Origin of the sequence: Nonomuraea fuscirosea, assembly GCF_035917475.1 — a bacterium.
GTDB lineage: Bacteria > Actinomycetota > Actinomycetes > Streptosporangiales > Streptosporangiaceae > Nonomuraea > Nonomuraea fuscirosea.
Genome location: NZ_CP109074.1, coordinates 9,556,382 through 9,570,298, shown reverse-complemented (window position 1 = coordinate 9,570,298; position 13,917 = coordinate 9,556,382). Strand labels below are relative to the sequence as shown.

At 70.9% G+C, this 13,917-nt stretch carries 15 protein-coding genes; 12 read left to right on the top strand and 3 right to left on the bottom strand.

Features of this window, described 5'->3' with window-relative positions:
• Positions 1-174 precede the first annotated feature (174 nt).
• Positions 175-867 carry a hypothetical protein gene (locus OIE67_RS43705; protein ID WP_326631595.1) on the top strand — a complete coding sequence of 231 codons (693 nt, stop codon included), beginning with the start codon at positions 175-177 and terminating at the stop codon, positions 865-867.
• On the opposite strand, the gene OIE67_RS43700 is transcribed toward OIE67_RS43705, so the two are convergent.
• Together OIE67_RS43700 and OIE67_RS43695 are read right to left on the bottom strand one after the other, a co-directional pair.
• On the bottom strand, positions 836-1,666 hold the full coding sequence (locus OIE67_RS43700) for an undecaprenyl-diphosphate phosphatase (protein ID WP_219912008.1): 831 nt from the start codon (positions 1,664-1,666) through the stop codon (positions 836-838). The two genes, OIE67_RS43705 and OIE67_RS43700, sit on opposite strands and share 32 nt — an antisense overlap.
• A 42-nt stretch (positions 1,667-1,708) precedes the next feature.
• Positions 1,709-2,602, bottom strand: coding sequence for a MurR/RpiR family transcriptional regulator (locus tag OIE67_RS43695; RefSeq protein WP_326631593.1), 894 nt, complete (start codon positions 2,600-2,602; stop codon positions 1,709-1,711).
• Between the two features lie 114 nt (positions 2,603-2,716).
• Between OIE67_RS43695 and OIE67_RS43690 the strand changes: the two genes are divergently transcribed.
• The 6 genes from OIE67_RS43690 to OIE67_RS43665 are packed head-to-tail and all read left to right on the top strand — an operon-like array spanning position 2,717 to position 8,917.
• A complete protein-coding gene (locus OIE67_RS43690; RefSeq protein WP_245956016.1) occupies positions 2,717-3,850 on the top strand; it encodes a C45 family autoproteolytic acyltransferase/hydolase in 1,134 nt (377 codons plus the stop codon).
• Complete coding sequence (locus OIE67_RS43685; RefSeq protein WP_326631590.1) at positions 3,847-5,454, top strand: ABC transporter substrate-binding protein; 1,608 nt, start codon at positions 3,847-3,849, stop codon at positions 5,452-5,454. Before OIE67_RS43690 ends, OIE67_RS43685 begins: the two co-directional genes overlap by 4 nt.
• A 4-nt stretch (positions 5,455-5,458) precedes the next feature.
• Positions 5,459-6,373, top strand: coding sequence for an ABC transporter permease (locus OIE67_RS43680; protein ID WP_326631589.1), 915 nt, complete (start codon positions 5,459-5,461; stop codon positions 6,371-6,373).
• Positions 6,370-7,212, top strand: a complete 843-nt coding sequence (locus tag OIE67_RS43675; RefSeq protein WP_106243846.1) for an ABC transporter permease — start codon at positions 6,370-6,372, stop codon at positions 7,210-7,212. Before OIE67_RS43680 ends, OIE67_RS43675 begins: the two co-directional genes overlap by 4 nt.
• On the top strand, positions 7,212-8,153 hold the full coding sequence (locus OIE67_RS43670) for an ABC transporter ATP-binding protein (protein ID WP_326631587.1): 942 nt from the start codon (positions 7,212-7,214) through the stop codon (positions 8,151-8,153). The genes OIE67_RS43675 and OIE67_RS43670 overlap by 1 nt, the downstream gene beginning before the upstream one ends.
• Complete coding sequence (locus tag OIE67_RS43665) at positions 8,153-8,917, top strand: ABC transporter ATP-binding protein (RefSeq protein ID WP_326631585.1); 765 nt, start codon at positions 8,153-8,155, stop codon at positions 8,915-8,917. The genes OIE67_RS43670 and OIE67_RS43665 overlap by 1 nt, the downstream gene beginning before the upstream one ends.
• 3 nt (positions 8,918-8,920) lie before the next feature.
• Here OIE67_RS43665 and OIE67_RS43660 read toward each other — a convergent pair whose 3' ends face one another.
• Positions 8,921-9,739, bottom strand: coding sequence for an NmrA family NAD(P)-binding protein (locus tag OIE67_RS43660; protein ID WP_326631584.1), 819 nt, complete (start codon positions 9,737-9,739; stop codon positions 8,921-8,923).
• 75 nt (positions 9,740-9,814) lie between these two features.
• Between OIE67_RS43660 and OIE67_RS43655 the strand changes: the two genes are divergently transcribed.
• The 5 genes from OIE67_RS43655 (at position 9,815) to OIE67_RS43635 (ending at position 13,914) form a co-directional block, all read left to right on the top strand.
• A complete protein-coding gene (locus OIE67_RS43655; protein WP_326631582.1) occupies positions 9,815-10,729 on the top strand; it encodes an AraC family transcriptional regulator in 915 nt (304 codons plus the stop codon).
• Complete coding sequence (locus OIE67_RS43650; protein WP_326631580.1) at positions 10,726-11,232, top strand: HAD domain-containing protein; 507 nt, start codon at positions 10,726-10,728, stop codon at positions 11,230-11,232. Before OIE67_RS43655 ends, OIE67_RS43650 begins: the two co-directional genes overlap by 4 nt.
• A gap of 63 nt (positions 11,233-11,295) precedes the next feature.
• The gene (locus OIE67_RS43645; RefSeq protein WP_106243857.1) at positions 11,296-11,487 is read left to right on the top strand and encodes a PspC domain-containing protein; all 192 of its coding nucleotides are present in this window, start codon (positions 11,296-11,298) and stop codon (positions 11,485-11,487) included.
• A 79-nt stretch (positions 11,488-11,566) separates the two neighbouring features.
• Positions 11,567-12,202 (top strand): lipoyl(octanoyl) transferase LipB, encoded by a 636-nt coding sequence (gene lipB / locus OIE67_RS43640; RefSeq protein ID WP_106243859.1) that lies wholly within the window; start codon positions 11,567-11,569, stop codon positions 12,200-12,202.
• 299 nt (positions 12,203-12,501) lie between these two features.
• Positions 12,502-13,914, top strand: a complete 1,413-nt coding sequence (locus OIE67_RS43635) for an alpha/beta fold hydrolase (RefSeq protein ID WP_326631574.1) — start codon at positions 12,502-12,504, stop codon at positions 13,912-13,914.
• Positions 13,915-13,917 lie beyond the last annotated feature (3 nt).

Genomic DNA, 13,917 nt, shown 5'->3' with positions numbered 1-13,917 from the left:
TCTACCGCGCCGCGCAGATTCACCGTACGCAACGAAAAGAACGGGAAGCAAAGACGAAATCCCAGCGGCCGCCATAGGAAATTCCTATGGCGGTGCGGATCCCTCGCGAAGGGGACGGGCGGTAGCCCGGCAGGCGGACGACGGGCGGGGTCCGGCGCGCCTACCGTCGGCGGCATGTTCAGAGACCAGGTGACCTTCCGCCGCGTCACGGCAGGAGTCCTGCTCATCGTGGCCCCGCTGCTCCAGGCTCTCGCCGTCGTCGTCGATCCCGGCACCTGGGGCGACGACCGCGAGGCGGTCAGCTTCGGCGCGAATCCCGTGCTCGCCCAGATCCAGTCCGTGCTCTACCACTGGAGCTGGATGCTCATGGCCGTGGCCGTGCTCGGCCTCGTGCACCTGACCAGGCGCAGGGCGACCAGGCTCGGCCACGTCGCGGGCGCGCTCACGATGCTCGGCTATCTGCAGCTGTCCGGGCTGTTGCTCAGCGACCCCGTCGAGTGGTGGCTGGGGCGGCATCATCCGCCGGAGGAGGCGCAGCGGATCCTGGACGAGATGCTGGGGCTGCCCGGCGTGGTGTTCGGGTTCCAGCTCCCGTGGATGTTCTTCGGCTTCCTCGGCCTGCCGGTGCTGACCGCGGCCGTGTGGCGGGCCGGGTTCGTGGGGTGGTGGGCGCCGGCGGTGGTGACGGCCGGCTATCTCGGATCGTTCGCGGTCTCCTACGGTCCCGCCACCGTGCCGTTCTGGGCCGCCCCCGTGGCCGCGCTCGGCTGGATCGGCTGGAAGATCCTGCGCATGGGCGACGAGGCGTGGGCGGCCTGCTATCCGGCGGCGCGGGTCAGCCCTGAGCCGGAATCCAGCCGACGCTGACCGCGAAGATGACGAAGACGCCGAGGAGGATCCGGTAGATCACGAAGAGGGTGAAGCGGTGGGTGCTGATGTAACGCAGGAACCAGGCCACCGCCAGATAGCCGACGACGAAGGAGATGACGGTGGCGAGGATCGTCGGCCCCCAGTCGGGGGCCGGGCCCTCGCCGATGTCCTTCAGCTCGAACAATCCCGAGGCCAGCACGGCGGGGATGGCCAGCAGGAACGAGTATTTGGCCGCGTCCTCGCGGCGGTAGTCGAGCAGCAGGCCGGCGGTCACCGTGCCGCCCGAGCGGGACACGCCGGGGATCAGGGCCAGAGACTGGGCGAAGCCGTAGAGGACGGCGTGGGTGAAGCTGAGGTGCTTCTCCAGCGTGAGCTTGTTGCGGGCGGTGTGGTCGGCGTACCACAGGATGCAGGCGAAGACGATCAGTGTGGTGCCGACCAGGCGCAGGTCGCGGAAGCTGGTCTCGATCTGGTCCTTCAGCGTGAGGCCGAGGATGCCGATGGGCAGCGTGCCGACGATGACGTACCAGCCCATGCGGGCCGCCCAGTGGCCGCGCAGGCTCTTGTCGAACAGCGAGCGCGTCCAGGTGGAGATGATCTCCCAGATCTCCTTGCGGAAGTAGATCAGCACGGCCGCCTCGGTGCCGAGCTGGATCACCGCCGTGAAGGCGGCCCCCGGGTCCTTCCAGCCGGCGAACGCGGAGACCACCCGGATGTGGGCGCTGGAGGAGATCGGCAGGAACTCCGTGAGCCCTTGGACCAACCCCAAGATCACCGCTTCTAGCCAGCCGATCACGACGACACCTTTCCAGCACACGCGGGAGTGACGAGGGTGAGGTTAGCGGAATCGGGGGTCCGATCGGGCGTCCAGGAGTTGCCGTCGTAGCGCGTTGAGCTGGTGGGAGTTCTCGACCGAGCGGGACTCGTCGAGCGAGTCGAGCGCCAGCAGCAGCGCGTCGGCCACGATGATGCCGGTCAGGGGTTCGGCCGTGATGCCGGTGGGCGTGTGCGGGGCGGCCAGCACGGCGTCCACGCGGTCGGCGAACGAACCGCCGAGTTCATCGGAAATCAACACGATGTTCGCTCCCACGGCGTGCGCCCGGTCGATCAGCACGGTGAGCTCCTTGAGCTTGCGGGCCGGCTGGAAGATCACCAGCACCTCGCCGTGCGCGAGCTGGATCAGGTCGTCCGCCAGGGCGAAGCCGGTGGTCGAGACGGCGCGGGCGCGGTGGCCGCGCCGGTTGAGCTTGAGCGCCAGGTGGTGGCCGGCCGGCTCGGAGGCGCCCGCGCCGTAGACGAATACGCCGGGCGCGTCGACCAGCAGCTCGACCGCCTTCTTGAACGCCTCCGCGTCCAGCAGCCCCCTGCAGTGTTCGACCCGCTCGCGGGCCTCGTCGAAGACCCGCTCCCAGATGCCGGTCAGGTCCTGGCCGACGTGGCTGACGCGCTGCCGCAGGCGGACGTCGGGGGCCACCGCCGAGGTGAACTCGGCCGCCAGCGCCCGCTTGAGCCCCGGCAGGCCGCCGAAGCCGAGCCGCTGCATCGTCCGCACCACCGTGGCGTTGCTGGTGCCCGTGGCGGTGCCGAGCTCCTGCGCGCTGGCGAAGAGGATCTGCTCGGGCGAGGCGGAGATCAGGTAGTGGCACACCGCCCGCTCGGCCGGCGACAGCTCCTCCCAGAGCTGCCGTACCTGGGCCCTGAGCTGTTCGATCGGGCTGTGTGTATTTTCCATTACGGTTCTTGACTCCTGTGTAGCGCTCATTACCCTGTCTTGGAAACGACCGCTACAGACTCGCCGCTTCCTGAAATGGACATTACAGGCACCGGGTCGGTCCAAGGAGCACCATTGAGCCTCACATCCCTGCCTCTCGTCGAGATCTCCGGCGCTCCTCGCGAACGCGGGCGGCAGTACGGCGAGCAGGCGCGCGAGCGGATCGAACGCGCGCTGACCTACTACGCGGAGGCGTTCGCGCACTCCAGCGGCCTGTCATGGGAGCAGGTCGTGGAGCGGGCGGCGCACTGGATCGAGCCCAGCAGGGCGTTCGCGCCGGAGCTGGTCGAGGAGATGGAGGGCATCGCCGAGGGGGCCGGGGTCGGCTTCCTCGACGTGCTCGCGCTCAACGCCCGCGGCGAGATCATCTACGACACCACCTTCAGCTCCATGGAGCCCGACGGCTGCACGTCGTTCGCGATGCTGGGGGAGGTGTCCGGCGACGGTCACGTCTACGCCGGCCAGAACTGGGACTGGCGCGACGGCGTGTCCGACACGCTGATGGTGCTCAGGGTCGTCCAGCCGGGACGGCCGACGGTCATCATGCACGTGGAGGCGGGGCAGGTCGGGCGGCAGGGGGCCAACTCGGCGGGCATCGCGCTCAACGCCAACGGGCTCGGCGGGCGCTTCGACGACACCGTGGGCGTGCCGCAGACCCTGATCAGGCGCAGGGTGCTGGACAGCGACAACCTCAACACCGCGCTGGAGGCGCTGACCAAGTCGCGGGCCCACATCGCCAGCAACGCGCTGGTCACGCACCGCGACGGGTTCGCGATCGACCTGGAGACCACGCCCGGCGCCGTGGGCTGGATGTATCCCACGGACGGGCTGCTCGTGCACGGCAACCACTACCAGGCGTTCGTGCCGCCGCAGCTCGCCGCCACCTACCGGCCCGGCTCGGCCGACTCGCTGTTCCGCGTGCCGCGGGCCGAGGGCGGGCTGCGTACGGTGCGCGAGGCGTCCGGCACCGACGAGGTGCGCAAGCGGATCAGGTTCGCCATGTCCGACCACCTGGGCTACCCCGAGTCCCTCTGCACCCACCCCGACCTCACCCAGCCCGCCGTGAAGCGGTGGGCGACCCTGCTGTCGAGCTGCGTCGACCTGACCACGGGCGACTACTTGATCGCGGCCGGCACGCCCTGCGACCACGAGTACGAGCGCGTGCCCTGGAACCTCTACGACGGACCGCATGGAGAAGTGACCCCGTGAAGAAGCTGCTCGCCCTCGCCGGGCTGGCCGGCCTGGTCGCCGCGTGCGGCGGGCCCGCCGCGACCACCAAGGCGCCCGATCCCGCCAAGCTCACCCTCGTCGATCGCACCGCCAGGGCGGCGGGGCCGCTCGACCGCGCCGTCTGGCTGCTCGACGAGGAGCCGGGCACGCTCGACCTCGACTCCGACGGCGGCACCCCCAACCGCACGGTCATGGCGAACGTCTGCGAGCGCCTCATGCAGACCCAGCCCGACATGACCGTCAAACCCTGGCTGGCCGAGCGGACCGAGCGCCCCGACCCCGAGACGATGGTGCTCACGCTGCGCGAGGACGCCACCTTCCACGACGGCTCGCCGGTCACGGCCGACGACGTCGTGTGGAGCCTGAAGCGGCACGCCGGCGAGGGCATGGACGAATCCGACGAGTTCGAGGACGTCGAGTCCATCGCCAAGAGCGGCGAGCACGAGGTCACGATCGCGTTCAAGCGGCCCAACGCGCTGTTCGAGCAGGCCATCGCCGGTGGGGCCGGCATCGTGCTCAACCGGAAGGTGGTGCAGGCGCAGGGCGAGGACTTCGGCTCGCCGGGCAAGGAGGACGCCTGCGGCGGGCCGTACCGGCTCAAGGAGTGGAAGTCCGGCTCGCACATGACCATCGAGCGTTACGACGCGTACTGGAACAAGGACGTCAAGCCGCTCACCAGGACCGTCGTCTTCCAATGGGCCCAGGACACGGCGCTGGTCAACAGTCTCGTGACGGGAGCGGCGCAGGGCGCCTACCTGTCCGACACGGGACCGGCGGTGGCGCTGCAGAGCAACCAGGCGGTCAGCGTGGCCTACGGCACGACCACCCGGGTGTTCGTGCTGCTGCCGACCGACCGCGGCGTGATGAAGGACCCGAAGATCCGGCGGGCGCTGTCGCTGGCCGTGGACCGGGCCGGCATCGCCAAGTCCGGGTTCGCGGGGCTGGCCAGGCCGTGGAAGGTGCCGGTGGGGGCCGGGGCGTGGTCGTACGAGAAGGAGGCGTTCCAGACGGCCTTCGACGAGCTGACAGGCGCTCCCGACACGCCCCAGGTAGAGCAGGCCAAGAAGCTGGTGGCGGAGGCGGGCTCGCCGAAGGAGCCGATCGTGGTGGCGACCGACGGCGAGCAGTCGCGGACGGTCATCGCCAACGCCGTCGTCGACGCGGCCACGAAGATCGGCCTGACCGCGCAGATCAAGACCGTGCCCTCGTCCGAGTTCGGCAGCTTCTACACCGACAAGTCGCTGCGTGCTCAGGTCGACCTGGTTCCCGATGACTGGTACATCACCAAGTCCGACCCCATCGGCTTCTACGACAACGGCCTGACCGGCTCGGCCAACAACTGGGTGAAGTACAGCTCGCCCGCCTACGACAAGCTGGTGGCCGAGGCGCTGGAGACCACCGACGCCGCGGCCCGCGCCAAGCACGTCATCGAGCTGCAGCGCATGTTCACCGCCGACATGGTGTGGATCTCGCTGGTCGAGGTGCCCAACGCGGTCGTGCTCGGGGCCAAGGTGACGGGCCCGCCCGCCTCGCAGGTGCACATGGGCTACCCGTGGGCGGCCGATCTCGGGGCCAAGGGCTGAGCCGGTGGTCCGCAAGCTGGCCGGGCTGGCCGCCACGCTGCTCGCCACCTCGTTCGTGATCTTCGCGGCGTCGTACGCGGCGCCCGGCGACCCGGTCACGTTCCTGGCGGGCGGCAAGGAGAACCTGACGCCCGAATACCTGGCCGCGATCCGGGCCCAGTACCACCTGGACGATCCGTTCCTGGTGCAGTACGGCCGCTGGCTCGGCGACGCGGTGACCGGCGACCTCGGGCGCTCCACGCAGTACCACGACCAGGTGTCCGACCTGATGGCGGCCCGGCTGCCGAGCACGCTCGGGCTGGTCGCCTACGCCTCGGTGCTGTTCGTGGTGTTCGGGATCGCGCTGGGGGTGCTGGCCGCGGTGCGCGGCGGGCGGACCGACTCGGCGGTGGTGGCGGGCACGACGTTCGCCACCTCCGTGCCGGCGTTCGTCACCGCGACGGTGCTGATCTCGCTGTTCGGCGTGCAACTCGGCTGGTTCCCCGTCATGGGCGGCGGCTCGCTGTGGCACCTGACGCTGCCGGCTGTCACGCTCGCGCTCGGCGCGCTGGCCATCATCAGCCGGGTGACCAGGCAGTCCATGATCGAGCAGCGCGAGCTCGACCACGTGAGCGTGGCCCGCGCCGGCGGGCTGTCCGAGCGGCTGATCGTCGTGCGGCACGTCTTCCGCGGCGCGCTGGGGCCGATCGTGACGATGTGCGGGCTGGTCACGGCCGGGATGCTGGCCGGGACGGTGACGGTGGAGACCGCCTTCGGGCTCAACGGGATCGGCTCGCTGCTGGTGAACGCGATCAACACGCACGACTTCCCCGTCACGCAGGCGGTGCTGCTGCTCATGGTGGCCGCGTACATCGCCGTGACCACCGCGGTCGAGCTGCTGCATCCCCTGATCGACCCCAGAGTGAGGAGCCGGGCATGACCACACTGGTCGCCACACTCTCCCCGAAGCCCGCCCGGCCGCTCGGCCAGTTGCTGGCCACGGCGTTCCTCGGCCTCGTCGTCGCGGCGGCGGTGCTGGCGCCGCTGGTCGCCCCCTACGCGCCTGAGGCGGTCGACTTCGCCGCCACGCTCGCGCCCATGTCGCCGGGCCACCCGCTCGGCGCCGACCAGTCCGGCCGCGACCTGCTCACCAGGGTTCTCTACGGCGCCCGTACCTCGCTGATCGGCCCGCTGATCCTGCTGGCCATCGCCTCGGCGCTGGGCGTCGCGCTCGGCACGCTGGCCGCCTGGCACCGGGGCTGGGTGGACGCCGTCGTGTCCCGGCTGACCGACGTCATGTACGCCTTCCCAGGGCTGCTGTTCGTGGTGCTGATCGTGGCCGTGTTCGGCAACGGGATGACCACGGCCGTGGTGGCGCTGGGGCTGGCGTACACGCCGACGATCGCCAAGTACACCCGCAGCGTGGCGCTGGGCGAGTGCGGCAAACCGTACATCGACGCCTACCGGGTGCAGGGCATGGGCGGGTTCGCCATCTGCGTGCGGCACCTGGTGCCCAACATGGCCCGCTCGCTCGTCGGCTACCTGGTCGTGCTGTTCGGCGAGGGGCTCATGAGCCTGGCCACGCTGAGCTTCCTCGGGTTCGGCGCGCAGCCGCCGTCCTCCGACTGGGGGCTCATGGTCAAGGAGGGGCAGCCGGCCATCGTGCAGGGGGCGTTCCTGCCGGTGCTGGTGCCGGGCGCGGCCATCGCCCTGGTGGTCGTGTCGTTCAACGTGATCGGCGTGCGCCTGGCCGACCGCATGGGCGTGAGGGGGACGTGATGCTGCTGTCCGTGGAAGGGCTGACGATCGAGGCGGGCGGGCGGCGGCCGATCCTGCGCGAGGTGTCGCTGTCGGTCGGCAAAGGCGAGATCGTGGGACTGGTCGGCGAGTCCGGCTCGGGCAAGTCCACGATCGCCCGCTCGGTGCTGCGCCTGCTCCCCGCCGGCGCCCACGTCTCGGGGCGGGTCGCGGTCGAGGGCGAGGACGTGCTGACGATGGGCCAGGGCGCCTTGCGCGACCTGCGCGCCTCGAAGGTGTCGATGGTCTACCAGGATCCGCGCTCGTCGCTCAACCCGGTGCGCAGGATCGGCGACTTCCTGACCGAGCGCATGGTCCGCACCCTGGGCCGGCCCAAGGCCGAGGCGCGGACGCGGGCGCTGGAACTGCTGGACGCGGTGGGGATGCGCGACCCCGAGGCGCGGCTGCGGCAGTATCCGCACGAGCTGTCCGGCGGGATGCTCCAGCGGGTGGTGATCGCCGCCGCGCTGGCCGCCGACCCGGCGCTGCTGCTGGCCGACGAGGCGACGAGCGCGCTCGACGTCACCACGCAGGCCGAGACGCTCGCGCTGCTGCGCCGGGTGCAGGCGGAACGGGAGCTCGGCATGTTGTTCATCACCCATGACCTGCACCTGGCCGCCGCCTTCTGCGACCGCGTCCACGTGCTTTACGCGGGCACGGTGGTGGAGTCGCGGCCGGCCAAGGAGCTGTTCGCCGACCCCCGCCACCCCTACACCGCCGGCCTGCTGGCCTGCACGCCCGAGCTGGGCGACCCGCGGCCGATCCGGCCCATCCCCGGCCGGCCGCCCTCGCTGGACGACGCCTTCACGGGCTGCCCGTTCGCGCCCCGCTGCCCCGAGGTCACGGCCGCCTGCGAGGAAGAGCCGCCGCGGCCCGTGGCCGTCTCCGGCGGCACCGCCGCCTGCCGTCTGGTGGAGGCCTGATGCTGTCCGTACGCGCACTGCGCAAGTCCTTCGGCGCCACGGTGGCGGCAGACGACGTCACGTTCGACCTGGCCGCGGGCGGCTCGCTCGGGCTGGTGGGCGAGTCGGGGTCGGGCAAGACCACGATCGCCCGCATGCTCGTCGGCCTGGTCGCCCCCGACTCGGGCACGATCGCCGTGGCCGGGCGGGAGCGGGGCACGAGGGAGCGCGGCCGGGCCGCCAGGCTGCGCCGGGCCGGGGAGATCCAGATGGTCTTCCAGGACCCGTACCTCTCGCTCGACCCCCGGCTGACGGCCGAGGAGTGCCTGCACACGGCGCTCAGGCTGCACGGCGGACCCCGGGCGCGCGCCGCCGAGCTGCTGGAACAGGTGGGGCTCGGCGCCAGGGAGGCCGGGGCGCGGCCGCACCGGCTCAGCGGCGGCCAGCGGCAGCGCCTGGCCATCGCCAGGGCGCTGGCGGTGGAGCCGTCGGTGCTGGTGCTGGACGAGGCGGTGGCCGCGCTCGACGTGTCGATCCAGGCGCAGATCCTGGAACTGCTGGCCGGCGTACGCAGGGAGTCGGGGGTCGCGCTGCTGTTCGTCAGCCACGACCTGGCCGTGGTGCGGCACCTGTGCGAGGAGACGCTGGTGCTGCACCGGGGGGTCGTGGTCGAGCGGGGGCCGGTGGAGCGGGTGCTGGCCGAGCCGGAGCACCCGTACACGCGGCTGCTGCTGGACTCCGTGCCCAGGCCCGGCTGGGACCCGGCGGCGGTGGTGCGACCCTGACGCTCAGCGAGCCTGAGGCTTCCAGACCTGCGCGGAGGCGCGCGCGAAGTCGGTGAAGTCCCTGGCCGGGCGGCCGAGGGCCTGCCGCACGCCGTCGGTGACGGTGGCGTTGCGGCCGTCCAGGATGTCGGTGAACAGGTGGGTCAGGCCGTGCGCCTCGTCGAGGGTCACGCCGTGCTCGACGGCCGAGGTCACGTACTCCTCGGGCGTGACCCGGAGGAACACGATCGTCCTGCCGGTGGCCCGGGAGAGCTCGGCCGCCACGTCGGCGAACGTCAGCAGCCGCGGGCCGGTCAGCTCGTACAGCTTGCCCGCGTGCCCCTCCTCGGTGAACGCCGCCACCGCGACGTCCACGATGTCCTCCACGTCCACGAACGGCTCGGGCACGTCGGCGGCGGGCAGCGCGATGACGCCGTCGAGGACCGAGCCGAGCAGGAAGTCCTCGCTGAAGTTCTGCATGAACCAGGAGCAGCGCAGCACCGTCCACTCCGCGCCCGACTCCCGCACCGTCCGCTCGCTGGCCTGCGCCTCCGGCTCGCCCCGGCCGGACAGCAGCACCAGCCGCCGCGCGCCCGAGCTCACGGCCAGCTCCGTGAACGCCTTGACGTCGTCGTACGCACCGGGAAAGGCCAGGTCGGGATAGTAGGACAGGTAGACGGCCGTCACGCCGTCGAGTGCGTCGCGCCAGGTCGAGCGGTCCTGCCAGTCGAAGGCGGGGGAAGCGGAGCGCGACCCGATCCGTACGGGCAGGCCACGCGCGCTGAGCCGGTCGGCGATGCGGCGGCCGGTCTTCCCGGTGCCGCCGAGAACGAGAATCGTCATGCCTCTAGTAAGTCCCGATACCGATAAGACTCTCCATGGTTGAGAAGCGCAATCCCATATGCGATCGTCTACCCCATGGACCAGCTCGCGGCGCTCCTGGACGGCCCGAGAGCGCGCGGCGCCTTCCTGCTCCGGACGATCCTGGCCCCGCCCTGGGGGCTGCGCATCCAGGACGAGGCGCCGCTGTCGCTGGTGGCGCAGGTCCGCGGCGATTCGTGGATCACGTTCGACGGCGGCGACCCCGTTCACCTGGAGGCGGGGCAGGTGGCCATCGCGCGGGGGCCGGAGCCGTACATGATGACGGACGAACCCGGCACCAAGCCGCAGATCATCATCGACCCGGGCCAGCGCTGCACCACCCTCGACGGCGAGTCGCTCTACGAGAGCATGGACCTCGGCGTACGGACGTGGGGCAACGACCCGGAGGGCCCCACCGTGCTGCTGACCGGCACCTACACCATGGAGGGCGAGGTCACCCGGCGGCTGCTGGAGGCGCTGCCCCAGCTCATCGTGCAGCCGGGCGGCCCGCTGATCTCGCTGCTCGGCGCGGAGATCGTCAAGGACGAGCCGGGCCAGGAGGCGGTCCTCGACCGGCTGCTCGACCTGCTGCTCATCGCGGTGCTGCGGGCCCACTTCGCCACGAACGAGGCCCCCGCCTGGTACCGCGCGATGAGCGACCCCGTCGTCGGCAAGGCCATGCGCCTGCTGCACAACAACCCCGCCCACCCGTGGACCGTGGCCGCGCTGGCCACCGAGGTGGGCGTGTCCAGGGCCTCGCTGGCCAGGCGCTTCACCGAGCTGGTCGGCGAGCCGCCGATGGCCTTCCTCACCGACTGGCGCCTCGCCCTGGCCGCCGACCTGCTGCGCGAGCCCGACGCCACGATCGGCTCCGTGGCCAGGAAGGTCGGGTACGGCAGCCCGTTCGCGCTCAGCGCGGCCTTCAAACGCGTCCGCGGCATCACCCCGCAGGAACACCGGGCCGTCCGGTGAAGCCGCTGCTCCTGCTCGACGTGGACGGCGTGCTCAACCCGATGGGAGGGCCGACCCCCGACTTCCGGCGTTACCGGTGCACGGTCGGCGGCGACGTCTACACCGTGCACCTCAACCCCCGCCACGGCCGCCGCCTGCTCGACCTGGCCCTGACCACCGGCTCCGAGCTCGTCTGGGCCACCACCTGGGAGCACCACGCCAACGACTGGATCGCTCCCCGGATCGGCCTGCCCTCCCTGCCGGTCATCTCCTTGAGCCCCGACGTGCCCTGTGAGCAGGGGGAGATGTTCAAGACGCCGCACGTGGCGGCGTACGCGGGGCGGCGGCCGTTCGTCTGGTTCGACGACCAGGTGTGGGCGGAGGACGAGGAGTATCTCAGGGTGCGTCAGGGTCTGACCGACTTCCTGCTTGTTCACGTGGATCCGGAACGGGGACTGACCAGCCGACATCTGGGCATGGCACATGATTGGCTGACCCTTACAGGGTTTTCTCAGGGTTCCTGACGGGAGTCTGACGGCCCGCTCGTCCGTTCTCCCAGTAGGTTCGACACCACACGGAGGAACAGCATGTACCGCTCACGAGAGCACAGGATCCTGGCCGGCGTCTGCGGCGGTCTGGCCGACAAGATGGGCCTGCCCCCTACCCTCGTCCGGATCCTCTGGCTGCTGCTGTCGCTCATCCCGGGACCGCTGTGGGTGGTCTACGTCGCCATGTGGATCCTGGTCCCGGAAGAGCCGAAGGGCTACCGGGCCGCCTGAACGTGAGGGAGGGCGGGGACGAAGGCGTCCTCGCCCGCCCGCGTGCGTCGTCGTCGAAGGCCCGGCATATCCTCGAACCATGAGGGCAAGGCCGCTGACGCTCATCCAGGATGAGCTGGTCGACTACGACAAGGCGATGGAGCGCATGACCGACCTCGTCGGGCAGCGCCAACGGGACGAGCGTCCTGACACGCTCTGGCTGCTCAGCCATCCGTCCGTCTACACGATCGGGCGCCGCACCCCGACCGCCCACCTGCCCGACCCCTCCCGCGGCATCCCCGTCATGGAGACCGGGCGCGGCGGCCAGCTCACCTATCACGGTCCCGGCCAGCTCGTCGGCTACCTGATCGTCAAGCTGGGCGCGGACGAGGGCATCGTCGACTACGTGCGCGAGGTGGAGCTGCGGCTGGTCGAGGCGCTGGGCAAGCTGGGACTGCCCGCCGAGCGCCGGGACACGCCGCCGGGGTCCGAGCTGCTGACCGGGGTCTGGACGGCCGAGACCGGGCGCAAGATCGTGTCCATCGGGATGCGGCAGAGCCGGGGCGTCACCAGCCACGGGTTCGCGCTCAACGTCGACGGCGATCTGACGCCGTGGGACTGGGCGGTCGCGTGCGGCATGCCGGACGTGGACATGACCTCGCTCAAGCGGGAGCTGGGCGACACTGCCATGGACGACGTGCGCGCGACCGTGGCGGGGGCCTTCGAGGCGTCCTGACGCGAGCGCTCCGCGGTCGGTTCTCGGGGATGGCGGCGCCTGACCGGTGTCGTCATCCTTTCGGAGGAAATCTGTTAGTTTCCGCATGGCCAAGGCCGTGAATGCGCGATGATCCGCTTCGGTCGCACGCCCCGACGGGGGGATCGACTGATGATAGGAGCATCGTGCGAAGCAGATTTTCTCTGGTCGCCGCCGCCTTCCTGGCGCTGGCGACGGTTTTACCCGTCTCGGCCGCGCACGCGGACACCGGGACGACCCGCACCACCGCTGACACCATCGCCTGGGCGCCGTGTGAAGAGGTGCCCGAGGCCGAGTGCGGCACGCTGAGCGTGCCGATCGACTGGTCGAAGCCCGCCGGAGCGAAGGTCGACATCGCGGTCGCGCGGCGCAAGGCCACCGACCCGGCCGCCAGGATCGGCTCGCTCGTGATCAACCCGGGCGGGCCGGGCGGCTCCGGCGTGGAGGCCGTCTACGACGCTCCCGGTTCCTACACCGAGGAGCTGCAGCGCCGCTTCGACATCGTCGGCTTCGACCCGCGGGGTGTCGGGCGCAGCCATCCGGTGATCTGCTCGGCGTCCGTCTACAACCAGATGCCGCACACCGTCATGAAGAGCCAGGCCGACTTCGACGCCTGGAACACCTTCACCAAGCAGCTGCACGCCGACTGCCGTGCCCGTACCGGACCGCTGTACGACCACGTCGACTCCACCGACGTCGCCCGTGACCTGGACGCCCTGCGCGCCGCCCTCGGTGAGGAGAAGCTCACCTACTACGGCATCTCGTACGGCACCCTGATCGGCCAGATGTACGCCGAGCTGTTCCCCGGCCGCGTGCGGGCACTCGGGCTGGACAGCAACATGGACCACAGCCTCGGCGTCGCGGGCTTCCTGTCCACCGAGGCGCTCGCCGTCGAGGACGCCTTCGACCAGTTCGTCGGCTGGTGCGAGCAGGACACCAGTTGTGTGCTGCACGGCCAGGACGTCCGCGCGATCTGGAAGTCGCTGCGGGAGAAGGCGCAGCGCGGCGAGCTCGTCTACCCGAGCACCGGCACGAAGATGACCGAGCTGCAGCTCATCTACAACGCCGCGCTGGGCAACGAGGGCCCCGACTGGCAGACGCTGAGCCAGGTGATCAACTGGCTGAACGGCGGCGCCGAGCCGGAGTGGGCGCCCCCGCTGCCCGGCCGCGGGCCCGTGGAGGGGGACGTGGCGGAGCTGCCGACCACGATCCTCTGCCAGGACTACAACCTCCGGGTGCGCAACTACACGGAGTACGCCGCGCTCATGCGCGTGTCGAACGCCCTCGCGCCGGACACGCGGTACCACCCGTACCCGATCGACGACCTGCCGATCTGCATGAACTACCCGACCACCAACCCGCCGCACGCGCTCAAGTACACCGGCGACGCCCCGCTGCTGCTCGGGAACTCGCTGCACGACCCGGCCACCCCGTGGATCTGGTCGGCCAACGCGGCCCGCCAGCTCGGGTCCAAGGCGGTGCTGCTCACGTACGAGGGCTGGGGTCACCGCATCTACGGCAAGGACAAGTGCCAGACGGACATCTTCGACGAGTACCTGATCTCGCTGAAGGTGCCGCCGCACGGCACGAGCTGCGCCGTGGGCACGCCTGAGGAGAGCCTGCTCAAGCAGCGCTCCCAGCGGCCTGCGTGGCCGACGGACCGGCTCTCCTGGGCCGCTCCCGGCACGAAGTAGGTC